This window comes from Ideonella sp. A 288, from assembly GCF_002198735.1.
GTDB lineage: Bacteria > Pseudomonadota > Gammaproteobacteria > Burkholderiales > Burkholderiaceae_C > Pseudaquabacterium.
In genome coordinates this window covers 52,190-78,200 of sequence record NZ_MWLO01000126.1, presented here as the reverse complement: position 1 = coordinate 78,200, position 26,011 = coordinate 52,190, and the positions used below count along the sequence as shown (strand labels likewise).

The 26,011-nt window shown below is 69.5% G+C and carries 27 protein-coding genes; 3 read left to right on the top strand and 24 right to left on the bottom strand.

Annotated features, from left to right (window positions below):
* Positions 1-312: 312 nt before the first annotated feature.
* Positions 313-789, bottom strand: coding sequence for a transposase (locus tag EOINJALH_RS33500; protein WP_088281862.1), 477 nt, complete (start codon positions 787-789; stop codon positions 313-315).
* Between EOINJALH_RS33500 and EOINJALH_RS16180 the strand changes: the two genes are divergently transcribed.
* Entirely contained in the window at positions 772-1,227 is a 456-nt protein-coding gene (locus EOINJALH_RS16180) for a hypothetical protein (RefSeq protein WP_088281860.1), read from the top strand. The two genes, EOINJALH_RS33500 and EOINJALH_RS16180, sit on opposite strands and share 18 nt — an antisense overlap.
* Positions 1,228-1,520: 293 nt before the next feature.
* On the top strand, positions 1,521-3,716 hold the full coding sequence (locus EOINJALH_RS16175; protein ID WP_088281858.1) for a hypothetical protein: 2,196 nt from the start codon (positions 1,521-1,523) through the stop codon (positions 3,714-3,716).
* Positions 3,717-3,782: 66 nt separating this feature from the next.
* Here EOINJALH_RS16175 and EOINJALH_RS16170 read toward each other — a convergent pair whose 3' ends face one another.
* From EOINJALH_RS16170 to fliF, 18 genes are all read right to left on the bottom strand, one after another.
* Positions 3,783-4,067: a hypothetical protein gene (locus tag EOINJALH_RS16170; RefSeq protein ID WP_088281856.1), complete on the bottom strand. Its 285-nt coding sequence runs from the start codon at positions 4,065-4,067 to the stop codon at positions 3,783-3,785.
* Positions 4,068-4,472: 405 nt separating this feature from the next.
* Entirely contained in the window at positions 4,473-5,276 is an 804-nt protein-coding gene (locus EOINJALH_RS16165; protein ID WP_404872768.1) for a transposase, read from the bottom strand.
* A 210-nt stretch (positions 5,277-5,486) separates the two neighbouring features.
* Entirely contained in the window at positions 5,487-5,876 is a 390-nt protein-coding gene (locus tag EOINJALH_RS16160; protein ID WP_158219788.1) for a transposase zinc-binding domain-containing protein, read from the bottom strand.
* 376 nt (positions 5,877-6,252) lie between these two features.
* Positions 6,253-7,041, bottom strand: coding sequence for a hypothetical protein (locus tag EOINJALH_RS16155; protein ID WP_144290048.1), 789 nt, complete (start codon positions 7,039-7,041; stop codon positions 6,253-6,255).
* Positions 7,042-7,096: 55 nt separating this feature from the next.
* A complete protein-coding gene (locus EOINJALH_RS16150) occupies positions 7,097-8,422 on the bottom strand; it encodes a hypothetical protein (RefSeq protein ID WP_088281848.1) in 1,326 nt (441 codons plus the stop codon).
* Positions 8,423-8,563: 141 nt separating this feature from the next.
* Positions 8,564-9,325, bottom strand: a complete 762-nt coding sequence (gene fliR, locus EOINJALH_RS16145) for a flagellar biosynthetic protein FliR (RefSeq protein WP_088281846.1) — start codon at positions 9,323-9,325, stop codon at positions 8,564-8,566.
* A gap of 24 nt (positions 9,326-9,349) precedes the next feature.
* Complete coding sequence (fliQ, locus tag EOINJALH_RS16140; protein ID WP_088281845.1) at positions 9,350-9,619, bottom strand: flagellar biosynthesis protein FliQ; 270 nt, start codon at positions 9,617-9,619, stop codon at positions 9,350-9,352.
* A gap of 15 nt (positions 9,620-9,634) precedes the next feature.
* Entirely contained in the window at positions 9,635-10,420 is a 786-nt protein-coding gene (fliP, locus tag EOINJALH_RS16135) for a flagellar type III secretion system pore protein FliP (protein ID WP_088281843.1), read from the bottom strand.
* On the bottom strand, positions 10,410-10,775 hold the full coding sequence (gene fliO, locus EOINJALH_RS16130) for a flagellar biosynthetic protein FliO (protein WP_088281841.1): 366 nt from the start codon (positions 10,773-10,775) through the stop codon (positions 10,410-10,412). The genes fliP and fliO overlap by 11 nt, the downstream gene beginning before the upstream one ends.
* Before the next feature lie 14 nt (positions 10,776-10,789).
* The gene (gene fliN, locus EOINJALH_RS16125; RefSeq protein WP_088281839.1) at positions 10,790-11,242 is read right to left on the bottom strand and encodes a flagellar motor switch protein FliN; all 453 of its coding nucleotides are present in this window, start codon (positions 11,240-11,242) and stop codon (positions 10,790-10,792) included.
* Positions 11,235-12,236 (bottom strand): flagellar motor switch protein FliM, encoded by a 1,002-nt coding sequence (gene fliM / locus EOINJALH_RS16120; RefSeq protein WP_088281836.1) that lies wholly within the window; start codon positions 12,234-12,236, stop codon positions 11,235-11,237. Before fliM ends, fliN begins: the two co-directional genes overlap by 8 nt.
* A 25-nt stretch (positions 12,237-12,261) precedes the next feature.
* A complete protein-coding gene (locus tag EOINJALH_RS16115) occupies positions 12,262-12,879 on the bottom strand; it encodes a flagellar basal body-associated FliL family protein (RefSeq protein ID WP_088281882.1) in 618 nt (205 codons plus the stop codon).
* Positions 12,880-13,111: 232 nt separating this feature from the next.
* Complete coding sequence (locus tag EOINJALH_RS16110) at positions 13,112-14,542, bottom strand: flagellar hook-length control protein FliK (RefSeq protein ID WP_088281834.1); 1,431 nt, start codon at positions 14,540-14,542, stop codon at positions 13,112-13,114.
* 10 nt (positions 14,543-14,552) lie between these two features.
* Positions 14,553-15,020, bottom strand: a complete 468-nt coding sequence (gene fliJ / locus EOINJALH_RS16105; RefSeq protein ID WP_234413880.1) for a flagellar export protein FliJ — start codon at positions 15,018-15,020, stop codon at positions 14,553-14,555.
* A 17-nt stretch (positions 15,021-15,037) separates the two neighbouring features.
* The gene (fliI, locus tag EOINJALH_RS16100; RefSeq protein WP_088281878.1) at positions 15,038-16,438 is read right to left on the bottom strand and encodes a flagellar protein export ATPase FliI; all 1,401 of its coding nucleotides are present in this window, start codon (positions 16,436-16,438) and stop codon (positions 15,038-15,040) included.
* 62 nt (positions 16,439-16,500) lie between these two features.
* Positions 16,501-17,247: a FliH/SctL family protein gene (locus EOINJALH_RS16095; RefSeq protein ID WP_088281832.1), complete on the bottom strand. Its 747-nt coding sequence runs from the start codon at positions 17,245-17,247 to the stop codon at positions 16,501-16,503.
* A complete protein-coding gene (gene fliG, locus EOINJALH_RS16090; protein WP_088281830.1) occupies positions 17,234-18,229 on the bottom strand; it encodes a flagellar motor switch protein FliG in 996 nt (331 codons plus the stop codon). Before fliG ends, EOINJALH_RS16095 begins: the two co-directional genes overlap by 14 nt.
* A gap of 14 nt (positions 18,230-18,243) precedes the next feature.
* Positions 18,244-19,947, bottom strand: a complete 1,704-nt coding sequence (gene fliF, locus EOINJALH_RS16085) for a flagellar basal-body MS-ring/collar protein FliF (protein ID WP_088281828.1) — start codon at positions 19,945-19,947, stop codon at positions 18,244-18,246.
* Between the two features lie 260 nt (positions 19,948-20,207).
* On the opposite strand from fliF, the gene fliE reads away from it, so the two are divergent.
* Positions 20,208-20,531 carry a flagellar hook-basal body complex protein FliE gene (fliE, locus tag EOINJALH_RS16080; protein ID WP_088281826.1) on the top strand — a complete coding sequence of 108 codons (324 nt, stop codon included), beginning with the start codon at positions 20,208-20,210 and terminating at the stop codon, positions 20,529-20,531.
* A 22-nt stretch (positions 20,532-20,553) separates the two neighbouring features.
* Here the strand turns inward: fliE and EOINJALH_RS16075 are convergent, their stop codons facing one another.
* The 5 genes from EOINJALH_RS16075 to EOINJALH_RS16055 form a co-directional block, all read right to left on the bottom strand.
* Positions 20,554-23,589 carry an EAL domain-containing protein gene (locus tag EOINJALH_RS16075; protein ID WP_088281824.1) on the bottom strand — a complete coding sequence of 1,012 codons (3,036 nt, stop codon included), beginning with the start codon at positions 23,587-23,589 and terminating at the stop codon, positions 20,554-20,556.
* 294 nt (positions 23,590-23,883) lie between these two features.
* The gene (locus EOINJALH_RS16070) at positions 23,884-24,417 is read right to left on the bottom strand and encodes a Tfp pilus assembly protein FimT/FimU (protein WP_088281822.1); all 534 of its coding nucleotides are present in this window, start codon (positions 24,415-24,417) and stop codon (positions 23,884-23,886) included.
* Positions 24,414-24,878: a type IV pilin protein gene (locus EOINJALH_RS16065; protein ID WP_144290047.1), complete on the bottom strand. Its 465-nt coding sequence runs from the start codon at positions 24,876-24,878 to the stop codon at positions 24,414-24,416. Before EOINJALH_RS16065 ends, EOINJALH_RS16070 begins: the two co-directional genes overlap by 4 nt.
* Entirely contained in the window at positions 24,875-25,639 is a 765-nt protein-coding gene (locus tag EOINJALH_RS16060; RefSeq protein ID WP_088281818.1) for a flagellar brake protein, read from the bottom strand. The genes EOINJALH_RS16065 and EOINJALH_RS16060 overlap by 4 nt, the downstream gene beginning before the upstream one ends.
* Before the next feature lie 52 nt (positions 25,640-25,691).
* Positions 25,692-26,009 (bottom strand): flagellar protein FliT, encoded by a 318-nt coding sequence (locus EOINJALH_RS16055; protein WP_404872767.1) that lies wholly within the window; start codon positions 26,007-26,009, stop codon positions 25,692-25,694.
* Positions 26,010-26,011 lie beyond the last annotated feature (2 nt).

The following is a 26,011-nucleotide window of genomic DNA, read 5'->3' as shown; positions in this document are numbered from 1 at the left end:
TGAACGACAACATTGACCGTCTGCCTGTCACGAAGCAGCCTGTCTCAAGAGGTTTAGTCCACTGGCCGGGTTCTGGTGGCCACGAACGGCTGCTTCACGGGCGCGAAGCGCGTTGAGCCGACGCTTGACTGTCGGGCAGCTTCGGGCAACTTTGAATGGCGGCTGAGGGTCGGTACCGCAAGTTCAAGCCGAAGCGAAGCAGTCAGCGGCGCGGCGCTGAGGGCCTCGCGCGAGACCTACGGCCGCTGTACTTCGTATAGCTGACCTTCAGGCCGCCTGAGGCCGCCAGGCCCAGCGACCGCTTGGTGGCAGTCAGCGTGAGTTCGCCCGGGTGCCGTCACTGGCCGCTGACGCTGCAATGCGGGCGCTCGCCCACCTGGCTGCTGTCGGCTTGGCGTTCGGTGCCAGCACGCCGTGGAACCTGATGAGGTGCAGCCGCGGCCGCGGAACCAGCGCCGCCAGCCGCTGAATGAACTCCAGCGGGCTCATGACCAAGTGGGTAGTTCCGTCCCGCCACGGTGTCTTGAGCTTGAGCTCCACCTGCCCGGTGGCATTGAGCTGCACCCGTTCGTCAGACAGCGCAGGCCGCGTGATGGTGCGGCACAGCTGTTCCAGCCAGGCGGCACCGCCCGCTGCGCAGGTCCAGCTCTTGGATGGCGGCGCGGCCCTTCTCGGTGTCCATGCCGAGCTCGGCGATGTTGGTCGCCGAGCCGACGCCGATGTACAGCCGCGTGCCGGTTCGCGGCGGGCATCATTCCCGAGGTCGTGGGCGTGCCCGACGATCCGCATGCGTGCCTGGTCATCGTCAGGGCCGACGGCAAGAAGAGCGCGCCGTACCGCGTCTCGTTAAGGGCGCGGCGCGACGTGGTGCGACTGCGCTCGGACTCACCGGCCATCTCCACCGTCAGGCTCTCCGATGAGGCCAACTACATAAACGTGGTGACCGGCACCCGCTCGACGGTCAGTGGCGTGCACCTCACGGCGTTCCAGTCCGAGGACGACACGGACGTCTACCGCGTCCAGTTGAAGAACGGTTGGACCTACCACCACGTTGAATGGGTGCTGCAGGAGGGTGCCGACGGCCGTCCGTTCGGCCAGGATCCCGAGCCTGTCGACGCCTCCGACTTCACCCTGAGCATTCCCTGGTTCGCCGACTTCTTCGCCGGGTCCGCCGAGTACGCACTCAACGTCTACGTCACCGGGCCGACGGGCGTGCCGTACGAATGACGGCGGGCCTCCCGCCGGGCTGAAGGGCGCTGCCGTTGCCGGCGCGTCCGCGCACGGGCCTCCACCGACCGTCGACCTGCAACGCGGCGACCGGCTTTAACGTCTGCAGGACACGCGATGGGCCAAGCCTCGCCAGCCCCGCGCTGCGCCCTGCGCGCGGACACTACCGATCCGCGATGTAACCGCCATCCCTAACTCGTGGCCTTGGTGTGCTTGCTCGCACACGCGTGTTCACACAGCATCGTCCGCTCCTGCAATCCGCAGGCTCGAGACCAACCCTGTGGAGACCCGAGATGAAACTCCTTGCCCCCGAGGCCGTGGGCCCGCTCAGCCGCTGCAGCACCAAGGTCCAGATTCGCGGCAACATTGCCGGCGCCAACGTCATCGTCGTGGTCAATGGCGTCAAGGCTGCCACGCATGTCAGCAAGGCAGCCGACGGCGTCTATGCGATCGGCGCGACGCTCAACGCCAACGATGTCGTGACAGCCCGCCAATCCATGGGCAGCGATACGAGCGGCGACAGCCTGCCCATCACGGTACAAGACGCGCCGGTTCAGATGTCGGCGGTCACCTTGCAGAGCAAGCTGTATGGATGCGCACGCAGGCTCTGGGCCACTGGCGGTGCACCGGGGGCGGTGCTGCAAGGCAAGATCGGTAACCAGGTTGTGGGTTCGGCCGAGGTGGTGAGCGGCGTCGCCGCCTTCACTTACGACCCCACACTGCAGGTCGGCGCTGGCATGAGCTTGAAGCAGACCAGCTGCAACAACAGCACGCAGTCACAAACCACACCCAAGGCGGTTGCGCAACCGTCGCCCCTGCCGACACCGGTGATCGAGGGACCGCTAATCGAGTGCCAGACAACCCTCACGGTGAGCAAGGTGCTCGACGGGGCATTTGTCGAGTTCTACCGCAACGGCGTACTCGAGAAGACCTGGACCTTTGCCGGGAGTCGCGAGTGGCGCGCCATCGCAGAGCTGAAGAAGAACGACGTCATCGAGGTCCGCCAGGGCTTCAAGTGCAAGAAGGAGAGCCCCGCGCTCGAAGCGGCTTCGTCCAAGGCTTCGCTCACGGTACAGGGTGTTGCGGCGCTGTGGGCGCCGCAGTTTGTCGGCGTGCCCTGCCCCGGCACCACCTACCTCACGCTGAGCCAGCTCATCCCCGGTGCTCGGGTTGTGATCGCCCTTGACGGCACGGAGATCGGGCAGACCGACGCAGCGAACAACAGCTTCACCTTCAACGTGACGCCGCTGCCCGCCGGCGGCAAGCTCACGGCTCACATGAGGCTGTGCAAGAAGGACGGCCCCGATGGCAAGAGGACGGTGAGCACGGGGACGACAGCGCCCCAGGACGTGAAGGTCAGTGATCTCTTCGCCTGTGCCGGGCATGTCTTCGTGAAGGTCTTTGGCAGTTCGGGCAACTACCTGGTGTTCATCAGCAACAAGGCCGGGCAACAGATCAGCGCGTACCACAACCTCGTCGGATTCGAGAGACTCATTCCCGTCAGCCCGAGCCTCGTGGCGGGTGAGGAAATCAGCGTCAATGTTCAGGGCTGTGGTGGTGGCTGGCAGAAGTTCGGCCCGTTTGCGGTGGTCAGTGCCAGCGCGCCGCCACCGCCGGAGGTCATCGAACCTGTCGAAGCCGGCAGCAAGTACGTGAACCTGAATTGCGCGCATGCCGGTGCACTCATCGACCTCTTCGTCAACAACCAGTGGCGCGGGTCGACCATCGCGCTGGGCAACCTCGCGCTCAGCACGGTGGCGTTCACCAAGGCGTTGAAGACGGGCGAGAGCGTGTTTGCCACGCTGACGCTGTGCGGCAAGACGGGCGAGCCATCGAAGTCCATCAAGGTCAAGAAGGCGAGGCCCGCGCGTCCGGTGCTCATTGATCCAGTGGACAACGCCACCGGCGTGGCAGTCCAGCCGCTGTTCAAGTGGCAAGACCCCAGCGCCGGACTGGAGAACGCCGCCACCTCCTATCACCTGGTCGCCCGGCGTGACAACGGCGGGGGCAACCTGATCGATGCTACGAGCAACAGCACCCAGCTCGCCTGCCCGGTGGTGCTCGAGCATGAGACCAACTACCTTTGGAAGGTCGAGTCGATCAACAGCACGGCTTCGTCGGGGTTTGCGAACTGGTTTGCCTTCCGCACGGTCAAGGCACCGGCGCCGCAGGTGGCCGACCTGCATCTGGATCCCCCGATCTCATCGAGCTCGCCGGGTTTCCCGCGCAACACACCGATTGAATTGCACATCGGTGTGAGCAACGACGGCAACGCGCCGTCCGATGACTTCCAGGTGGTGTTCTCCATGAGCTACCAGAACGGCGGTGGCCTGATCGATGTGGTCGACGCCACCTTCCCGTCACTCGATGGCGGGCAGTCGACGACCATCGTCTCGGTTCCGGTCACCTTGCCCGCTGTCGACGTTGTCATCGATGTGTACCTGAACGTGAACGGTACCGAGATCGATCACGCGTTTCGCATCATCTAGCGGGCCAGGCCGTGGCTCGCGAGGTGCATTCCCTCAAGCCAGATTGCCGCGGTTCTCATGTCGTCCTCACGTGGGCCCCAGGCGCTCCCAGATGGCCACCGAGCCCCAGGCGTAGAGCGCGCCCAACGCGAGGCACAGGGCCGAAGAAACCCGCCAGAACCGCTCTGAATTGCCAGGAAACATCGGCTTGATCCAGGCGAAGCCGAAGGCCCGGCCGAGCAGCACCGCCGCAATAGCCGGAAGAACCCAGCGCGTCAGCGGCAACGGTGTTGCCGCGCCCGCTGCGGCGGACGCGTACGCCGCCCAGCCCACCAGCACCAGCACCAGCGCCGGGTGGCCGGAGGCGTTCATCGTTCGGCCGGGCTGAGTGCGAGGCGGTGGCCGCCATCCACCACGGCCCGCTCCGCGGCCAGCTAGTGCGTCACCGCGGCGGGCAGCGGCTGCGGCTGGAAGGTCTGGACCATGCGGGCGTAGCTCTCGGCGCATAGGATTTTCAAACGGCCTCGGGCCTCCTGGCCAGCCAACCAGTGCTGGTCCAGAGGGCTTGGAACCGGCGGAACTTGCGCCCAGGCCGTTGCCGTTGCCCGATTCGGCAGGCGCCCGACGTTTCACGGTGTCCTCGTGCGGCCGCGATATCAGGGTTGACCTTGGGTCCGTCGACATCGAGCCGACAAGCGGCGCAGTGCCACCCTGGCTGCCGCTGGCAGGGCAGCCTCATGCGAGGTTCTTCTGACGGCTGGCGCGGCACATCCGGCTTCAGTCCTGCACCACCTCGCGCGCCCGCCCCCGAGGCGGTGGCTGCGGGTCCAGCCCCCGGTGGGTGAGGATCTTCTCGATCACCGGCCGCTCGAGGATGGTCGCGATGATCTTCAGTTCCCCGCCGCCGCAGTTCGGGCGGGTGTCCAGGTCGATGTCGAAAACGCGCTTGAGCAGCCGCGCCCAACTGATGCGGTGCGGCATGGCCTGGACCGGCTCGAGTTCACACTCGGCGGCAACTGCGGCTTCGGTGGCCTGGTCTCGCATCTCCGGTCCCTGCGGCACCACCAGCGGCCTCAGCTTCGCGTTCGGCGCCATCACCCCGTGGAACCTGATGAGGTGCAGCCGCGGCCGCGGCACCAGTGCCGCCAACCGCTGCATGAACTCCAGCGGGCTTATGACCAGGTGGGTCGTTCCGTCGCGCCACGGCGTCTTGAGTTTGAGCTCCACCTGGCCGGCGGCGTTGAGCTGCACGCGTTGGTCGGAAAGAGTCGGCCGCGTGATGTAGCGGCACAACTGCTCCAGCCGCTTGCGGTCGTGTGCTTCGACCCGCTCCGCGGCATGCAGGCTGAATCCGTCGATGTCGGCGCACAGCGGCTGCTGCGCCCAGTCCTCGCGCGGCATCGCTCCTCGCAGCGTCAGCACCTTCTGCCCGGCGCGCGGGCCGAAGGCGATGCGATGAGTAACGGCCGCCGCCTGCAGCGTCCGCAGCGTGCGCGCCTCCTCGCCGTCGGCATCCGGCTCGGCCAGCCAGATCTGCCCCATCTCCTCAACCAGCACGCCCCGGCGCGTGAGCATCTCCATCAACCGGGTGATGGCCGTCTGAAGCAGCGCGTGCAGTTCGTCGTCGGTGGGCGCAGCCGCCTCGATGAAGGTGGGAGCGCCATCGGCACCGCAGCGGTACACCCCATCCAGCACCAGTCAGTGCAGGTGGACGTTGAGGTTGGCGGCCGACCCGACGCGCTGGATCAGCGTGACGGCGCCGCCCTGGCCTTCGTCGGCGCGGAGCCCGGCTTAGTCCAGCAGCTGGCGCGTGATCACACGCTGCACCACCTGCAGCACCGGCGTGACGAGCTCCGGCTGCGCGGCCAGTAGCACGCGCAGTGGGATCGGCAGCGACAGCACCCACTGGCGCACTGGCACGTGGGGGATGACGTGATCGACCAGGTGGGCCGCCGTCTGCGACATGCGCCGCGCTCCCCACGAAGGGCAGAACCCGCGGCGCTTGCAGCTGAAGGCCAGCAGCTTGTCGTGGCCGCACTCGCCGCAGTGCAGCCTGAGGAAGGCGTGCGCCAGGATGCTGCACTCAAGGAAGGCGTCGAACTCGTCCTTGACGAATCGAGGCAGCTCGGCGTCGGTGCTGACCTCGGGGTGCGCGATGAAGCTGGCCGCGTGCTGCTGCACCAGGCGGTACAGCGCGGTTTGCTCGGGGCGGTGGCGTTCGTAGTGGAGCGGGCGCCGCCCGGCGCCGTCCGCCCCGCAAGGGACTGCCGGCCGGTGGCGTGCACGATGGGCTCCCAAAGGGGTGATCCCGCACGGTCTCAAGCCGTGCATCGCGTCTCAATCGCCCCGAGGGCTGTCCGCCGACGTGTGCCCTCCGCAGCGGGGCCTCCTGTGCGTGATTGCGAGGGTGCTAGACCGGCAGCTTCAGGGCAGCGAGATCAGGGCGACGTATGTCGCCGACGGGTCGTTTGCTGCCGGTCACGTTGGGATCCGAAGGCCGGTGCCCCAGGAGCCCAGGAAGCTTGGCAATCAGTACAGACCTGAACTGCGCAGCACGCTAGATCTCCTCGCCGTTCACGACGAGCAGGCGCATCTCCAGCGATCTGGGAGGCGCCCCGTAGTTTTCGATGCGGATCGGTATGCCCGTCCCTACGTGGTGCCATGACCGGCTCGACACTTCACCCTCTTGCGCGACCGCGAACCGGCAGGTGTCGTAGGTCTTTCCGTTGATGGTCAAGCTCACCCGGTCCTCGAAGCGGACCGTATCGACCTGCTCGAAAGGGCTGGGGGTGGCAGTGGACCCTGTGGTTGTCACCAGACCGCGTGTTGTCCGCGTCAAGGACTGACCCCGTGCGAGCGTGAAGCTGGCGTCCACGATCGCAGGGTCGAAGACGGTTCGCACGGATCGACCGGATCCGAAGTCGCCCGATTGCTCGTGGTCGCGCCCCAGTTCGCGGACCAAGCCGCGTTCAGCGCGCTCCACGTACGATGTCGACACTTGTCGATCGATGAGTGACCTCGAGCCGCCTGGGAAGACGCTGGTCCAAGAGACGATCTGTCGGGTGAGTGGCTTGCCGGCGAACGGCACAGCCGGCGCAACGATCGATTCGATCGTGACAGTGGCGTCAGGGAATCCTTCCTGGGTCATTCGCACCTGGTAGCTGGAGCCCACTTCCAGCGACATGAGCTGTCGTGGCTGACACTCGTTGAGTGCCGAATCCAGCGTCTCGTCACCACTGCCACCGCCACAGGCGGCCAGCAAGGCCAATGACGACAACTGCGTCCAATGCCATGCAGCTGGGGCGGCCAAGACCGCGATACTGGACCCAGCCACCACCCTGGTCAACGGGAACTCTCGGAATGGTCGGCCGACGCCCAGGGTGTTGAAGACGTCTGCCGCCTCAGCGCCAGGCCTCCGGCACGTACTTGCGCGCGGGGCTCTTCACCTCCGGTGCGTACTGGCTGATGCGGAACAGGCGCAGCGGGGCACCCAGGAAGGTTTCAACCGGCTGCTCGGCGGGCACGGGCTCTACGGCCCCACCCGGCACACGGTGCCACACGCCCGTCATGGTGGGATTGGTCGAGGCGTGGACGAAGAAGCCGCCGGGCGCCAGGGCCATGTGCGCCGGGGCGTTGCCCACCGAGTCCGAGACGACGATGTGGAACTCGCGACCGAGGGTCGGCGCGGCGCGGCGGTCCGACAGGCCGATCTGGGGGCCTTTGGCGCGGTCCGACAGGAAGCCGATGTTGTGGTCCAGGCAGATCTCGAAACCGAAGGTCAGGCCGCCGATGGTCTTGATGCCGGGGCCGGCGCCGGGCAGGAACACCATGCGCTGCGGGCCGAGGTCTTCGTTGACGGCCTCGAAGTAGTCGGAGTGCTTGTGATACTCGTAACGCACGTCGCCGTCGAGCAACGCGACCGCGGTGTTGTGCATCACCAGCTTCGGGCCGGGTGCCAGTGCCAGCTTCTTCTTCGCGTCCCAGTCGGGCACCTGGTGCTGCATCGCGCCGAAGCTTGCCGTCTGCCCGTCCATCACCCGCGCCTTGGGCGCGTTGTAGTTCGACGGGTCTTCCACCTCGGCGATCTGCCGCTTCAACTGCTGCCACTGAGCGTACTCGGACGGGTTCGCGGGCTCGGCCCAGGCCACGCTGCCGGGCACGATCAGCACGCCGGGTGCGGCCTTGCTGATGCCGCGGAAGGTCTGCACGAACGCCGCCTTCTCATTGGCGGTGACGGTGCGACGCACGCGATGGCCGCCGACGATGCGGCCGGCGCCCGGGGCCGCGCAGAAATACTCCGGCGCCGCGAAGATGCCCTTGACGCTTTGCGACGGGTCGATGCCGGCATTGGCCACGCGCTGCCACAGCACGTCGATGGCGTCGCGGCAGGCCTTGATGCGCGCGTCCATGCCCAGATTGACGCCCGCCCAGTTGTTGAACGACCACAGCGCCACCACCATGTCGCGGCGGCGCAGGTCGTGCTCCACCTCACCCAGCAACTGCGCCACGGCCGGCCCGCGCTCGCTCTTGATCGTGCCGTCGGGGCGCAGTCCCTTGGACTTGACCCAGTCGTCGATGGCCGATTTCAGTGCGAGCAGTTCGGTGCGATGACCCCAGGCGCCGTGAAGCCACCAGGCCCGCAGCGCCCGGTCGATGCGCTTGACACCTTCACTGCGGATGAACGGGCGCGAGCTGAGCGTCTTCCAGGCGTCGACGGTCATCACCATGGGGTCTCCCGAGCGAGGTGTGCGGCCACGCACCGGCCGCAGCGGCACTCTACCCGCCGGCAGGTGCGGCCGCAAGACGGCCCGTGGCGCAGTGCGCGGCCGCCGTGCGTCGCATCCGGCGCCGCCGGCCGTGGCGTGCCGTCACTGGAACCGCGCCATCATTCCCTCCAGCGCCATCGTGAAGGGCTGTTGCATCAGCGGCAGGGTGAGCAGCATGCCGATCAGGCCCACGCCCAGGGTCACCGGGAAGCCGACGGCGAAGACATTGATCTGCGGGGCGACGCGGGCGATGACGCCCAGCACCAGGTTGACGAACAGCAGCATGCCCACCAAGGGCAGCGCGATCCACAGGCCCAGAGAGAAGATCTCGGCACCCCAGGTCTGCGGCTGCGTGCGCCACAGGAAGGCGAAGGGCTCGGGGCCCACCGGGAAGGCCTCGAAGCTGCGCGCCAGCACCATCAGGATGGCCAGGTGGCCGTTGATGATGACGAACAGGAAGGCCACCATGGTGCCGAAGAACTTGCCGCTGGCGGTGCCCATCGACGCCGTGGCGGGGTCGAAGAAGCCGGCGAAGTTCAGGCCCATCTGCAGGCCGATCAGCTCGCCGGCCAGTTCCACCGCCGCAAACACCAGCCGCACCGAGAAGCCCAGCGCCACGCCGATCAGCACCTGCTGCAGCACCATCGCCACCGCGGCGGCCGAATCCAGCGCCACCTCGGGCATCGGCGGCAACGAGGCCTGCGCGGCCAGCGAGATGAAGAAGGCCAGGCTCACCTTCACCCGCATCGGCACCGCGCGCTGGCTGAACACCGGCAGGCTGGTCAGCAGCGCCAGGGCGCGGATGAAGGGCCAGATCAGCGGGCCCAGCCAGCCCATCAACTGGGCTTCGGTGACGGTGATCACGTGGGGCTCGGCGGGCTCGGCCTCTCAGCCGACGACGGTGGGGATGGACTGCAGCGTCTGGCGCAGGTAATCCACCAGCATCGTCAGCATCCAGGGCCCGGCGATGGCCAGCACGGCCACCGCGGCCACCACCTTGGGCACGAAACTCAGCGTGGCCTCGTTGATCTGCGTGGCCGCCTGGAAGATGCTGATCACCAGGCCCACCACCAGCACGGTGAGCAGCACCGGCGCGGCGATCATCAGCAGCATCATCAGGCCCTGCTGGCCGATGTCGAAGACCTGTTGCGAGTCCATGGGCGTGTTCCGTCGCTAAGTGGCAAAAGAGGCGGCCAGCGAGCCGATCAGCAGGTTCCAGCCGTCGGCCAGCACGAACAACATCAGCTTGAAGGGCAGGGCCACCAGCACGGGGCTGAGCATCATCATGCCCAGGCTCATCAGCACGCTGGCCACCACCATGTCGATGACCAGGAAGGGGATGAAGATCAGGAAGCCGATCTGGAACGCGCTCTTCAGCTCGCTGGTGACGAAGGCCGGCACCAGCACCTTGAAGGGCATGTCCTCGCTCTTGACGGCCGGGTCCACCTTGGCCAGCTTGGCGAACAGCGCCATGTCGCCCTGGCGCGTCTGCTTGAGCATGAACTCGCGCATCGGCACTTCGGCCCGCGTCAGCGCCTCGGCCACGTCGATCTGCTGGGCCGCGTACGGCACCCAGGCCTGGGCGTAGACGCGGTCGATGGTGGGCGACATGACGAAGAAGGTGAGGAACAGCGACAGCCCGACGATCACCTGGTTGGGCGGTGCCGCCTGCGTGCCCAGTGCCTGGCGCAGCAGCGACAGCACGATGACGATGCGGGTGAAGCCCGTCATCATCAGCAGCACCGCCGGCAGGAAGGACAGCGCGGTGAAGAACAGCAGCGTCTGGATCGGCACCGAGTAGCTGGCACCACCCGCGCCCTGGCCGATGACCAGCGGCAGCGCCGGGCCGGCCTGCTGGGCTAAAGCCAGCGCCGGCGATGCCGACAACACCGACAAGGCCAGGCCACGCGCCCAGGCCTGCCGGCCTGGCGAAAAAAAACGTCCCAGGTCAGCGGCCATGGGGATCCTCGGGCGGGCGCGGGGGACGTCCCAGCACCTGCGCGAACGACTGCGCGAACGACGGTCCTGTGGCCGGCTCGGCGGCGGGCGCATCGGCCTGCGGCGCCATCGTGTGCAGCGTGCGCATGCCGCCCGGCGTCACGCCGATGACCAGCCAGCGGCGCTCGTCGCCCTGGCCCACCTCGACGGTGAGCAGGCGCTGGTTGGGTGCCAGCGGCAGCGCGGCCACCACGCGCAGGTGGCCGGCGCCGGCGGCCGACGCCCCCAGCGGCGTGCGCTTGAGCAGCCACAGCGCCACCGGGATCAGCACCAGCACCGCGGCAAAGGCGGCAAGCGGACCGAGCACGTTGTTCATGGAGGGCAGGCCGCTCAGGTGCGGCTCAGGCGGCGCATGCGTTCGCTGGGGGTGACGATGTCGGTCAGCCGGATGCCGAACTTGTCGTTCACCACCACCACCTCGCCCTGCGCGATCAGGTAGCCGTTCACCAGCACGTCCATCGGCTCGCCGGCCATGGCCTCGAGCTCCACCACCGAGCCCTGGGCCAGTTGCAGGATGTGCTTGATCGGGATCCTCGTGCGGCCCAGTTCCACGGTCAATTGCACCGGGATGTCGAGGATCATGTTCAGGTCGTTGCCGGCCGCGCCGGGCGCCCCGTTGGTCAGGGTGGTCGGCGAGAAGTTGGCAAAGGTTGCGGCGCTCACGCTCTCGGCCGCGCCCGTCACCTCCGACGCCGTCTCGGGCTTGGACTCGGCCAGCGCGGCGGCCCACTCGGCGGCCATGCGGTCCTCTTCGGACATGCCGTCGACGGCAGGGTCAGACATGTGATTCTCCCAACCAGCCCGCGGGGGTGCTGGTCAACAGGCGGTCGATCTTGATGGCGTACTTGCCATTGCTGGTGCCGTAGTGGCAGTCGAAAATGGGCACGCCGTCCACCTTGGCCTGGATCATCGGGTCGAGGTCGAGCTCGATGAAGTCGCCCGGCTTGAAGGACAGCAACTGTTCCACCGTGGCCGTGGCGTGGGCCAGTTCGGCCACCACCTTCAGGTCGGCCGACTGGATCTGCTGGCGCAGCAGGTTCACCCAGCGGCGGTCGGGCTCGGCGGCGTCGCCCTGCATGGTGCTGTACAGCACGTCGCGGATGGGCTCGAGCGTCGAGTAGGGGATGCAGAAGTGCACCGTGCCCGAGGTCTCGCCCACCTCCAGCGTGAACGAGGTGGCCACGACGATCTCGCTGGGCGTGGCGATGTTGGCAAACTGCGGCTGCATCTCCTGGCGCTGGTATTCCAGCTCCACCGGGTAGATGCCCACCCAGGCTTTCTTGTACTCGGCGCAGATGGTTTCCACCAGGCGCAGGATGATGCGCTGCTCGGTGGGCGAGAAATCGCGCCCCTCGATGCGGGTGTGGAACTTGCCTGCGCCGCCGAACAGCGAGTCGATCACCGAAAACACCAGCGATGGATCGCAGACGATCAGCCCCGAGCCGCGCAGCGGCTTCACCGAGACGATGTTGAAGTTGGTCGGCACCACGATCTCGCGCAGGAAGGCGCTGTACTTCTGCACCTTGATGCCGCCGATGGACACCTCGGGGCTCTTGCGGATCAGGTTGAACAGGCCGATGCGGATGTTGCGGGCGAAGCGCTCGTTGATGATTTCCATCGTGGGCATGCGCCCACGGACGATCCGCTCCTGGCTGGCCAGGTCGTAGTCGCGGATGCCCCCCTGCTGGACCTCTTCCTGCTCGAGCTTCTGGCTCTCGCCGGTGATGCCCTGCAGCAGTGCATCGACTTCGTCCTGCGAAAGGATCTGCTGGTTCATTGCGGCGCCGTCGCGACCGGATCGGTCATTGGATGATGATGTTGGAGAAGTGCGCTGCTTTCACCGGGTAGGACGCCGGGGCCTTCTTCTTCTTTTTCTTCTTCTTCGGCGGTTCTTCCGCAGGGGCGGCTTCTTCGTCTTCCTCGTCCTCGACCTCGATGCCCAGCGGCATCAGTGCCTCGCGGCGGATCTCCTTGGCCAGCTTCAGCTTGCCTTCGCGCGACAGCAGCTCGGCGGCGGTCTTGTGCGACAGCAGCATCAGGATGTTGTTGCGGATGGCCGGCATGTAGGCCTTGAGCGTGTCGCCGGTCTTGGCGTCGTCGATCTCCAGCGTGATGCCGACCTGGGCATAGCGCTCGGTCTCCTTGTCCGCCAGGTTGACGGTGAAGGGGTCCAGCGGCACGAAGACCGGCGGTGTGCCGGGCTTGACCTCGTGCTTGGGCGCGTGCGCGGCGGCGGCCGGCGCGTGGCCGTCGCCTTCCTCGCCATCTTCGGCCGCGGCGGCCTTCTTCTTCATCATGAAGAACGCGGCCCCGCCGCCGACCAGCACGAGCAGCAGCACGGCGGCGATGATGATGATCAGTTTCTTCTTGCCACCGCCCTTGGGGGGGGCTTCGGCGACTTCGGCAGCGGCTGCAGACATGATGGCTCCGGCACTTGGCAGGATCACCGCAGGGCAGGAGCGCCCGGCGGGGGATGCAGACCATTATTCGGAGCGGGCGACCCGAGCATGTGCCGATAAGCGGGCGAAAGCGCGTCGATTTGGTGCCGCTGCCCGTGGCGCCGGCGTGCGGCGGGCGCACCCAACCACAGGCCGGGTCGAAGCACGGGCACACCGCTGCCGCCGTCCGCGGGCCACGGCCCGCCGGGGCCGGTCAGGCCACCAGGTCGACCAGGCCGCGGCGTGCGGCCAGCACGGGGCGCGGCAGCAGCGCGTCGGCGCCCTCGGCATCGGGGCGGCCATCGCCGCCCGCTCGACCGGAAGCACCGGCCTGGCGCGGGTCGGCCGGGCGGTCTTGCGGCTGCTGCGAGACGCCGCCGCCGGTGAGCGTGAGGCCGGCCTCGCGCAGCGATCCGGCCAGCGCGGGCAGCGACGATTCGATGGCCTGCCGCGTGACGGCGGCGTCGGCCTGGAAGTCGATGCGCGCGCCGGTGCCGTCCATGGCGATGCGCACGGTGATCGGGCCCAGGTCGGCCGGGTTGAGCTGCAGGCGCGCATGCTCGATGCCGTCGCGCGCCAGGGTGCTGATCTGCAGGCCGAAGGCGGGCGCGAACTCGGGGCTGGTCACCGGCACCGGCACGCGGGCCTCGACCGGGGCATGGGCGCTGCCCGCGGCCGGTCCCCCCGCCAATGCCGGTGGCGTGCCGGTGGGGGAGGGCGGCGTGGCCAGGGCCGCCAGCGGTGCGGCGTCGGTGGCCTGGGAGGCCGTGGCAGCGGCGTCGGTGATGGCGGTCGGCAGGCTGTCGGCAGCACGGTCTGCGCTGCGGCCCAGGCCCGGGTCGGCCGGGTCGGACGGCGTGGCGATGGCCGGCGTCAGCGCGGTGCCCGGGGGCCCTGTCGAGGCGTCGGCGATGGCGGACAGGTCGGCAGGGGCCGCGTCGGCCGATGCGGCGCGCACGGGCGTGCGGCGCTCGGGGGTGCCGTCGAGGCGGGCGTTCGACAGCCGGGCAGTGAACTCGCCGCCGGCCTGCGAGGGCGTGGTGCGTGCGGCCGCGGACGCGGTGGCCTCGGCGCCGAGTGCGGCGGTGGTGGCCGCGTCGACGGCGGTGTTGGTGGTGGAGGGGGCGGCAGTTGCGGCGGCCGCGACGGCCGCGGCGCTGGCCGACGCCGCGGCGGCGCGTTCTGCCGCTGCGGCGACCACGGCCGTTGCCGCGGCCGACGTGTCGGCGCCCATCGCGGCCGTGGCCACGGCCAGGTCCGTGCCGTCCATCGGTGGCGCGGCCAGCAGGCCATCGGCCGGCGCGGTGGTCGGCTCGGTCGGCGGCGGGGGCCGCCAGGCGTCGGCGGTGGTCGGCTGGGCCGCGGGGTCGGTCGCGGCCTCGGCGGTTGCGCCGGTCTCGGCCTGGCCATCGCGCGCGGCGGGGTCGTCCACCGCGGCATCGCCGCGGCGATCGGCGGGCCGCGCGGGCGGGCGGGCGCTGGTGTCGCGCACCACCGGCTGCGTCTGGGCCGAGGCCTTCTTCAGCAGATTGGAAAAGCCCGCGCCTGGGGGCTGGCCCTCACCTGCGGCGCTGCGGGCACCGCCCGACAAAGGCTGCGGGGCGGGGCCGCTGATGGCGGCCAGGGGGGACAGGGCAGGCATCATCGTGGTGGGCTCACTGGGACGAGAAGGCGGCACTGCGGGCCGCGCCCTGGCGGGCGGCGGCCTCGTCGAGCTGGCGCTGTTCGCGCCGGCCCGCGGCGCGGTCGAGTTCGGCACGGCGGCGTTCGATCAGCTTGCGCACCGCGGCCACGCGCTGCTCGCGGGCCACGCACAGTGCGCGCGCGCGCTCGACGCGGGCCTCGGCATTCTTCACGGCCTGGTCCTGCTGGCCGATGGCCTGGTCGAGCCGACCGGCGAAGCCCTGGTAGCAGTGCAGCAACTCGATGGTGCCGGAGCCGCGGAAGTGGCTGCCCCAGCGTTCGCGGTACTCGACGCGGTAGCCCAGCAACTGCTCGGCCTGCCGGCGCGCCGCCTCGGCGGCGGCCTCGGCCTGCTGCAGCGCGGCCAGCGCGGTGTCGCGCTCGTGGGTGGCGTGCTGCAGCAGGGTGTTCAGCGTGGCGATGGAATCCAGGGTGGACATGTTGGGGGCTCAGTGGCTCAGGTGACCAGACGGCACAGCTGATGGCGGCTGGCGTCCAGCGGGGCGCGGTCGTGCATGTCCTGCTGCAGCAGTGCGGCCAGTTGGGGCTGCAGCCGAACCGCGAGGTCGAGTTCGGGGTCGTGGCCGGGCGCGTAGGCGCCCAGCTGGATCAGGTCGCGCGCCTTGGTCAGCCGCGACAGCAGGCCGCGCACGCGGCGGGCGGCCTCGAGCTGCTCGCGCGGGGCCACGCTGGGCATCACCCGCGACACCGAGCGCTCGACGTCGATGGCCGGGTAGTGGCCGGCCTCGGCCAGGTCGCGCGACAGCACGATGTGGCCGTCGAGGATGCCGCGGGCGGCATCGGCGATCGGGTCCTGCGGGTCGTCGCTCTCGCTCAGCACGGTGTAGAAGGCGGTGATCGAGCCCACGCCCTTCAGGCCGTTGCCCGAGCGCTCCACCAGCTGCGGCAGCTTGGCGAAGCAGCTCGGCGGGTAGCCCTTGGTGGCCGGCGGCTCGCCGATGGCCAGCGCGATCTCGCGCTGCGCCATCGCGTAGCGGGTGAGGCTGTCCATCAGCAGCAGCACGTGGCGGCCCTGGTCGCGGAAGTGCTCGGCGATCGCGGTGGCGTAGGTGGCGCCCTGCATGCGCACCAGCGGCGGCGCATCGGCCGGGGCGGCCACCACCACGCTGCGCGCCAGGCCCTCGGCACCCAGGATGTCCTCGATGAATTCCTTCACCTCGCGGCCGCGTTCGCCGATCAGGCCGACGACGATCACGTCGGCCGCGGTGTAGCGGGCCATCATGCCCAGCAGCACGCTCTTGCCCACGCCGGTGCCGGCGAACAGGCCGATGCGCTGGCCGCGGCCCACGGTGAGCATGGCGTTGATGGCGCGCACGCCGGTGTCCAGCGGGGTGCGCACCGGGTCGCGGTCCATCGCGTTGATGGGCCGGCGCGTCATCGGTTCGTTGCGCACATGGGTCAGCGGGCCCAGCCGGTCCATCGGCTGGCCGTGCGCATCGACCACGCGGCCGAGCAGGCCATCGCCCATGGCCAGGTGCAGGCCGCGGTCTTCGCTGCGGCGCCAGAGCTGGTTGTCGCGGCCCAGGCGCGGCGGCGCGTGCGGCACGGCGCGCGGCAGCACGCGGGCGCCGCTGGCCAGGCCGTGCACCTCGCCGGTGGGCATCAGGTAGGCGCGGTCGCCGTTGAAGCCCACCACCTCGGCCAGCACCGGCATCGGGCTGTCGCCGTGCACCTCGAACACCGAGCCCACGGGGGCGCGCACGCCGGCGGCTTCGAGCACCAGGCCGGCCACCCGCACCAGCGTGCCCTGCGTCTGCAGCGGCACATGCATGCCGGCGTAGGCCTCGAGGTCGGCGAGGTAGTGGCCCCAGCGCTCGATGCGCGGGCTGGCGGGCATGGCGGCGTCGGGTGCCGATGCCAGGGCGGAGTCGCTGCTGCCGTGGGACAGGTCGGCGTCGATCATGGCGTGGTGGCCGGTGGCGGGTCGCCGTGCCAGGGCACCTCGGTGCCGAGGGCCTGCACGGTGTCGTTCCAGCGCGCCTCGACGCGCGCGTCGATGGTGCCGGCATCGGTCTCGACCAGGCAGCCGCCGCGCTCGATGCTGGCCTGGCCGACCATGCGGGCACCGCGCGCGGCCAGGGTCTCGGCGGCCTCGCCGTCGATCAGCGCCTGGTCGGCCGGGTTCACGTGCACGACGATGTGCTTGGCGCTCATCAGCACCGCGTGCACCGCCTCCTGGGCCACCTGGGCCACCAGCGCCGGGCGAGCGGCGAGCTCGCTGCGCACCACCTGCCGGGCCAGCTGCACGGCCACCTGGGCCACCGAGGCGGCGATGCGCTGCTCGAGCGCGCCCAGCTGGGCATCGAAGGACTGCACCAGCGGCGCGAACTGGCCGCTCATCTGGCGTGCAAAACTCTGCTTGAAGCTCTCCAGCGCCGACAGCCCGTCGCGGTAGCCGTCCTGGTAGCCGGCCTGGCGTGCGGCGTTCACCTCGGCCTGCCATTCGGCGGCGCTGGGTTCGGCCGGCGCTGGCGCGGGCTCGGGCGCCGCGCTGGCCTGGGCCGGCGTGTCGCCGAAGGAATCGGGCATCCAGCTGGCGAAGCCCTGCAGCTCTTCGCGCGGGATGAAGCGCGTATACGACGCGGCGGTGCGCGAGCCCGGCGGCGGCGGCACCTGGCGCGGGCCGTTCGATCTAGAGGAACTCATCGGCGCCTCCGGTGGCCATCACGATCTGGCCTTCGTCCATCAGGCGGCGCACGGTCTTGAGCATTTCCTTCTGTTCCGATTCGACCTCGGACACACGCACCGGGCCGCGCGATTCGAGGTCTTCGCGCAGCGTCTCGGCGGCGCGGCTGGACATGTTCTTGAACACCTTCTCGCGCATCTCGGGCGCGGCGCCCTTCAGCGCGATGACCAGCGATTCGGACTGCACTTCCTTCAGCAGCGCCTGCATGCCCTTGTCGTCGAGCTTGTTCAGGTCGTCGAAGGTGAACATGTTGTCCATGATCTTCTGGGCCAGGTCGGCGTCGGCCTCGCGGATGAAGTCCAGCACCGAGGTCTCGACCGCGGTGCCCAGCAGGTTGATGATCTCGGCCGCCGGCTTGACGCCGCCGAGCGAGGTCTTCTTCAGGCGGTCGCCGCCGGCCAGCACGCGGCTCATCACCTCGTTGAGGTCCTTCAGCGCGGTGGGCTGGATGCCGTCGAGCGTGGCGATGCGCACCAGCACCTCGTTGCGCTGCCGCTCGGTGAAGGCCTTGATGATCGACGAGGCCTGGTCGTAGTCCAGGTGCACCAGGATGGCGGCGACGATCTGCGGGTGCTCGTGGCGCAGCAGTTCGGCCACCGAGTCGGCGTCCATCCACTTCAGGCTCTCGATGCCCGAGACGTCGCTGCCCTGCAGGATGCGGTCGATCAGCAGGCTGGCCTTGTCCTCGCCCAGCGCCTTGCGCAACACTGCCTTCACGTACTCGTCGGTGTCGGAGACCAGGATGTGCTGCTCGGCCGCCACGATGGTGAACTTGTCGAGCACGCTGTCCACGCGCTCGCGGCCCACCACCTTGAGCCGGGCGATGGTCTCGCCCAGGCGTTGCACTTCCTTCGGCGCAAGGTGCTTGAACACCTCCGCGGCTTCCTCTTCGCCGAGGGACATCAGCAGGATCGCTGCGTCTTCGAGGCCTTCGTCGTCCATGGCGTTTGCCTACCTCAGGCGGCTTCGCCGCTGACCCAGCCGCGCACGATGCTGGCCACGGCCGAGGGGTTCTCGCGCGCCAGCATGCGGGCGTCCTCGAGCTTCTTGTTGACCTTCGGGGGTTCCAGCGCGGCCATCTCGGCGCCGTCGGGGCCGGGCAGGGCCTGCGTGTCGTCGACCACCGCGTCCAGGCCCTTGGCAGCGGCCTCGGCCTCGGCGTCGGTCTCGGGCAGCTCGCCCTGCTTCAACGCCGGGCGGATCACCGCGAAGACCAGCAGCAGGGCCACGCCCATCAGGGCCAGCGGCACCGCGCCGGCACGCACCAGGTCGAGCAGCCAGGGCTGCTTCCACAGCGGCAGGTCTTCGGTCTTGGGCACCGCGTCGGCACGGAAGGGGATGCTCACCACCTTGACCGAGTCGCCGCGGTCCTTGCTGAAGCCGATGGTCTCCTGCACCAGGGCCGTGAGTTTTTCCATCTCTTCGGGCGGCAGCGGCGCGGTGGTGGTCTTGCCCTTGGCGTCGGTTGTGCTGCGGTGGTTGACCAGCACGGCCGCGTTCAGGCGCTTGACCACGCCGGTGGCATTGCGCTTGACGCTGACGGTCTTGTCGACCTCGTAGTTGATCGTGCTTTCCTTGCGCGCACCGCCGCCGGCCAAGCCCACCTGCGAGCCCTGCAGCGGCGCCGAGGCGCCGGTGAGCGGGGCGGCGGCCGGTGTCGGCGGCTGGTTGCTGGCCGCACCCGGCACGCCGGACGGCTGGGCCGTGCCGGGCACGGTCGACTCGGCGCTGCGCTGGCTGCGCAGCGTGGCCTCGCCGGTCTGGTTGGGCTTGTAGGCCTCGGAGGTGGATTCCTGCTGTGTGAAGTCGATCTCGGCGGTGACGGTGGCGCGCAGGTTGTCGCGGCCCAGCGCCGGCTCGAGGATCTCGAGCACGCGCTTGAGGTAGCTGTTCTCCACCTGCTGCACGTACTGCAGCTGCTGCGAATCGAGGCCCTGCTGCGCGCTGTCGCCGGTGCCGGCCAGCGGCGTGCCGTTCTGGTCGAGCACGGTCACCGCCTTGGGCGACAGGTCGGCCACCGACGACGACACCAGGTGCACGATGCCGGCGATCTGCTGGCGGTCGAGCGTGTGGCCCGGGCGCAGCGTGACGACGACCGAGGCGCTGGGCTTCTGCTGCTCGCGGTAGAAGCCGTTCTGCGTCGGCAGGGCCAGGATCACGCGGGCCGAATCCACCGACGCGAGCTGTGCGATCGACTTGCCCACCTCGTCCTGCAGCGCACGCTGCAGCTGGGTGCGCTCCTGCAGCTGCGACTGGCCGAAGCGCGCGTTGTCCATCAAGGCAAAACCGCTGGGGCTGGACTTGGGCAGCCCGGCCTGCGACAGCTTCATGCGCAGCTCGGCCACCTGGGCGGCCGGCACCATGACCACCCCGCCGTCCATCACCTTGGGCGCCACGCCCAGCTGGCGCAGTTGGTCGAGCACCGGCGCGGCGTCCTTGTCGGACATGCCGTTCGGGTAGAGCGGTGCCAGGTTGGCCGACTGGCTCCACAGCAGCAGCGACGCGGCCAGCGCCACCAGCGCTGCGGCGCCCACGCCCAGCATCACCTTGGCACGGGTGGGCATCAGCGCCAGGCGCGACATCGTCGTGCGGTTCATCGCGTCGGCGGACCGGGCGGTGACGGCGTTCTGCGGCGTGAGGGGTGTGATGTTGGCGTCCATCGGGACCGGGCTGCAATCGGGGGGCGAGGCCGAGGTCGACATGGGCCCCGGATGTGCTCGATTGTTCGGCAGCGGGGGGTCTCGGCATGGCGCAAACAGCCTGCATTTCGCGCTTCAGTTCGCGCCATCGTGGCCGAGGGGCCGGCCTACAGTGCGGACCGTGGACAAGCCCTTCATGCGCCCGCCGCTTTCGTGCCCCCCGCCCGCCACCGTGCCGGCGCGGCGGCCTGCGACGGCGCCGACGCCACAGAGGTGACCCGATGGACGTGAAGCTCAAGCCCTTCGACTTCGCCCAGGCCGTGGCCCGGGCTGGCCTGCGGCCGGACGGGCACCCGATCGCCCCACCCAAGGTGGCCGAGCAGGGCAGCTTCCAGGCCACGATGGCGCAGGCGCTGCGCGACGTGAGCGAATCGCAGATCGAGGCCCAGTCGATGCAGCGCGAGCTGCAGCTCGGCAACCCCGAGGTCGGCCTCGAGCAGACCATGATGTCGATGCAGAAGGCCCAGATCGGTTTCCAGGCCACGCTGTCGGTGCGCAACCGCCTGATGCAGGCCTACACCGACATCATGAACATGCAGGTCTGAGCATCGTCCGAGCCGGGCGCGCTCAGCCCGGCACAGCGGTCGACGACGCCAGCAGTGCGTCCAGAGGCTCCGGACGGTGCAGCAGGAACCCCTGCGCATGGTCGATGCGGATGGCGCGCAAGCGCTGCATCACCTCGGCGTTCTCGACGAACTCGGCCACGGTCTCGATGCCCATCACCTTGGCGACATCGGCAAAGCAGCGCACGGCGGCTTCGTCGAGCGGGTCGGTGATGAGGTTCCGGATGAACTGTCCGTCGATCTTCAGGTAGTCCACCGGCAGCGTCTTCAGGTAGCCGAACGACGACGCGCCGGCGCCGAAGTCGTCCAGCGCCACCTTCACGCCGGCTGCGCGCACCCTCTCGATGAACACGGTGGCATCGGCGAAACTCGTCACGGCCGCGGTTTCGGTGATCTCCAGGCACAGTCGGGTGCACACGGCGGCGCCAGCGTCGCCCAGCAGTTCGAGGGCCCAGCGGTGGAATGAGCGGTCGCCGATGGACTGACCCGACAGGTTGACGCTGAGGTTCTCGATCTTGTCGATTGCCGGCACGGCCTTCATCCATTCCACGGCCCGCCTGAGCACCCAGCGGTCGATCCGCGAGGCCAGATGGAAACGTTCGGCTGCGGGCAGGAAGGCGCCCGGCGGCACCAGGGCACCGTCGTCGTCGAGCATGCGCAGCAGCACTTCGGCGTGCAGCCCACCGGCCTTGCCGTGCAGCGGCTCGATGCGCTGCGCGAAGAGCACGAAACGGCCTTCGTCCAGCGCCGTCTCGAGTCGCGAGGCCCACTGCATTTCGCCGTGGCGCGCGCGGATCGCACCGTCGGTGTCGAACCAGGCGTGCACGCGGTTGCGGCCAGCTTCCTTGGCGGCATAGCACGACGTGTCGGCGGCCTGCAGGATGGCGGCGGTGGAGGCCCAGCGCGAGTCCAGGGGCACCAGCCCGATGCTGGTGCCGATGCGGAAGCGTCGGCCATCGTGGACGAAGCGGAAATCGTCCATGCGGTCGCAGACCTGCTGCGCCACTCGCTGGGCCTGCTCGCTGGTGCAGTGCTCCAGGATGACAGCGAACTCGTCGCCGCCCAATCGCGCCAGGGTGTCGCGGGCGCGCACGGCGTCGGCCAGCAGCCTGGACACCTGCTGCAGCAACTGGTCTCCCACCGCATGGCCGCAGGCGTCGTTGACGAGCTTGAACTGGTCCAGGTCGATGTAGAGCACCGCGTGCTCGCTCCGGTCCTGGTGCGACTTGTCGAGCGTGCGGCTCAGCCGGGTCTCGAACTCGGCGCGGTTGACCAGGCCGGTCAGCGCATCGTGGGTGGCGCGGAAACTCATCTCGCCCGAAAGCCGGCGTTGCTCCGTCACGTCGTGGAACACCAGCACGACGCCGAGCATGTCGCCGCGGTCACTGCGGATCGGTGCGGCGGAATCCTCGATGCCGAATTCGGCGCCGTCGCGCGACACCAGCAAGGTGTGCTGGGCCAGGCCGACGACCGCGTCCTGCGCCAGGCAGGCGGCCACGGGGTTCGTGGAGGGCTGCCGCGTTTCTGCGTCGACGATGTTGAACACCTGAGTCAGCGGCCGGCCCGACGCCTCGGCAGACGGCCAGCCGGTCATGCGCTCGGCCACGGGGTTGAGCCAGGTGACGCGGCCTTCGGCGTCGGTGGTGATGACGGCGTCGCCGATGGATTGCAGCGTGACCCGCAGCAACTCGTTCTGGCGGGCCAGTTCGGCGGACAGTCGGCGCGCGTCGGTCACGTCCTGGGCGGTGCCGCGCAGGCCAATGATGTCACCTCGGATATTGCGCATGGCTTCGCCGCGCGCGTGCACCCAGCCGCGCCCGCCGTCGGGCCGTTGGAACTCCAGGTCCATCGCGTAGCGCTCGCCGGTACGCAGTGCCTGTTCCACCGCGGCCTGGAGCAGGGCCCAACTGGCCGGCAGGTAGACCATGGCGTGCTCGGCGTAGCTTGGCGGAGGACATCTGGGGTCCTGCCCGAGGATGCGGTAGAGCTCGTCGGACCAGGTGGTGATGTCCGGGTCGATGCGCCATTCCCAGCTGCCGATGCGGCCCAGGCGCTGGGCTTCCTGCATCGATGCGGTGCTGCGCATCAGCAGGCCGTTCACCCGCTCGCGCTCGGTCACCTCGAAGCGAAGGCTGCGTTCGCTTTCCAGCAGCGCCCGCTCGGCCCGCCTGCGCTTGCTGATGTCGCGAACGAACTTGGTGCAGCCGGTTCGCTGCCCAGCGGCATCGAATTCGGGCACCAGGGTGATCGCAACGTCGATCGGCGTGCCGTTGCGATGCACCAGCACAGCCTCGTACGATTCGGAGTCGCCATCGTGGGTCAGCCGGCCGAACACGCTGTCGCGCGCACCGTGGTCCTGGGGCGGCACCAGCAGCGCCATGGGCTGCCCGACGATCTCCTGCGGCGCATAGCCGAACATCCGTTCCGCGGCACCGTTCCATTGCTTCACATGGGCGCCGATGCTGAGCCCGATCACCGCGTCGGCGCTGTGCCGCAGCACCAGTGCGGCCGCTGCAGCCTCGGCGTTGGCCCGTTCAACCTGCCGGATCGCGTGGCGTCCTTCCAGGATCTGTGCCGCCGCCACGGCGAGCTGCCGCAGCACGTCGCGCTGGGTGGGGTCGAGCCAGCGCGGCCGGCGGTCGATGACGCACAGCGTGCCCACGCGGTGGCCGCTGCTCAGTCGCAGGGGCGCGCCGGCGTAGAAGCGGATGTCGGGCGCGCCCGACACGAGCGGGTTGTCGGCGAAGCGCGGGTCCTGGGTGGCGTCCGGCACCTCGAACAGGCCGTCCTGGAGCACCGCATGCGCGCAGAACGCAACGTCGCGCGGCGTCTCCGACACGCCGGGCAGGCCGATGTTGGCCTTGAACCACTGTCGCTCCGCATCGACCAGGCTGATCAGCGAGATCGGCACGCCGCACACCGTCGAGGCGATGCGCACCAGCGCGTCGAGCTCGGGCTCAGGTCCGCTGTCGAGCACCTCCAGGCTGCTCAGCGCGGCCAGCGCGCCGATTTCGTCATGGCGGCCAGGGGCAACGTGCATTTGGGTCTCCGTGCGCAATGGTCCCATTTGGGCCGCATCGTAGGGGCGTCTGGATCGGTCCATTGCCACGAAACGGCCCGGAATCCTCGCCATTTCCTGCGATGGACGGGGCGACGCCGCGCCGTGGCTCCGTGCCTGCGCGTCAGTACCCGCAGCCCGTCAGCGGGAACGTGCCGACCAAGCCGGTCACCTGCCGCATCCACCTCGCTGGCCTCGGCATGGATGGCCTGCAGCATGGCCCGATCGGCGAAGCTGTCGCGCCGGCGCCGGTGTGGCGTGGCTGCCGGTGGCGCCTCAGCAACGCCCGATGTCGGGCCAGGCAGTTTCGGGTGCGCACAGTCCGGCGCGGCCGATCGGCAGCAGCCGCACCTGCAGCTCGTCGCCCTGCGGCGAGGCGAAGCGGCCGTAGCCGCGCAGCGCCGAGGCGTTGCCGTCGCGGCCGTCGATCTCCAGGGGTCTCGCATCGACCAGCTGCACGCCGGCGTGGTCGCGGGCGCGCACGGTCTTCAGCACCTGGGCGTCGGGTTGGCGGCAGTCGGCGTCGGGCCGAAGCGCCACCGAATAACACCAATCGCGGCCGGTCTGGAAGCGCACGTGCAAGGTCTGGCCGCGCCGCACCGCCTCGTGCCGGGCCTCGCCCAGGTCGACGGCCAGGTGCTGGGCGGTGGCCCGCAGCCGGTGGCGGCCCATCCAGCTGGCCATCGGCGGCACGCCCATGGTCATCAGCAGCGCCAGCACGGCCAGCGCAATGGTCAGCTCGATCAGCGTCAGCCCGTGCCAGGGCCTCGTGGGATGGGCACCGGCGTGCAGGCGCGTTGGCGTGGTCATCCACCGCTCCAGCAGCGCCCGTCCGGCTCGCGGCGGGTGATGGCGCCCTGCACGTGCAGCGTCAGCATGGGGCAGGCGCGGTCGCGCGCCTGGCTGGCCTCGGCATGAGCCGTGGCGTCGTAGGCCTCGGGGCCGTGGCCGGTCATCTCGAGGCGGTAGTGCCCGTTCGGGCTGCGGCGCGACACGGCGCCTTTCAGCTGGTCGAGCCGTTCGGCATAGCGGCCGTGGTCCTGGCGATGGCGCTCCTGGGCCCATTGCAGCTGCTGCAGGGCGGCCATGGCCTCCGGTCGGCGGCTGCGCGCCAGTTGCTCGAGGTAGGAAGGCACCGCCAGCGTGGCCACCAGGGCCACCACCGCCAGCGTCACGCCGATCTCGACCAGCGAGAAGCCGCGGGGCCGGCGGCCGGCAGGGGCCGCGCGGTGGCTCGAGGGCAGGGCGGCGGCCACGGCGGATCGCGTCAACTCAGGGACAGCAGGCGATGGCGCTTCTGCGTCTGGTCGATGTAGCGCTGCAGCATGCGTTCGTGATCGGCGCCCAGGCGCACGAACTCGCAGCCCAGCCGCACGCCGGTGGCGTCGGGCCGGATGGAGGTGACGTGGTGCACCTGCAGGGTGGCGACGAAGTGGGCGTCGGGGGAGAGCTCGAAGACCACGCCGCGCACCTGTCCGCCGGCCGCCAGGGGCGGCACGTCGTCGGGCAGCAGCAGCGAGCAGCCGCCGATGCTCACGTCCAGCACGCGCAGCGCGAGCTGCATGTCGGGCATTGCCGGGTGGCGCATCACCGCGGTGGGCGCGGTGCGCATCTGCGGCCGCACGCGGAAGGCCTGGCGGCGCTGGAAGCGGTGCATGGCCTGCGGCATCCGCGCCTGCAGGGCGCAGGCCCGTGCGCCGCGCACCAGCACCAGGTCGTTCACGTCGAACTGCAGCTTGACGGCTTCGAGGTAGGCCACGGCCGTGGCCTCGTTGGCGTCGATGAGCTGCGACAGCTGGGGATCGTCGGGCTCGGCGCGCATCGAGATGCGGTGGCCGGTGACGTCGACCGACCAGATGACGGTGGACATGTGGGCGCCGCCCGGGGCGCTGAGCTGCACCGGCGAGCCGGTCTCGTTGAGTTCGCGCAGCAGGGCGATGATCTCGCGCGTGGCGTCCACGCGGAATGCCGCGTACGGGTCCAGGCCGTCGATGTCGCCGAGCGGCGCGGGTTGGGTGTCCATGAAGGCCATCGCGGGTTCCTCTGCTGCGGGAGTCGGGCGCGGGAAGGGAGCGGGTCGTCGCTCAGTGCAGCGTGGTCTGCTTGCCGCCCATCATCTGGTCGAGGTCGTCCATCCAAGGCTCCGCGAGGTGGCGGATCTCGGCGTCGTTGACCAGAATGCGCTGCATGATGCGCGACTTGAGCTGGCTTTCCTCGGTGCTCATCGGGCTGGCCTTGGCGGCGTTCTTCAGCTGGCTGATGAGCAGCACGCAGGCGCCCTCGAGCTTGATGACGTGGTCCCAGTTGCCGGCGCGAGCCGCGTCGAGCATGTCGGCGCTGGCCTTCTCGATGGCCTCGTAGTAGGTCAGCAGGCTCGTGGTCATGGCGGTTTGGCTGTACATGG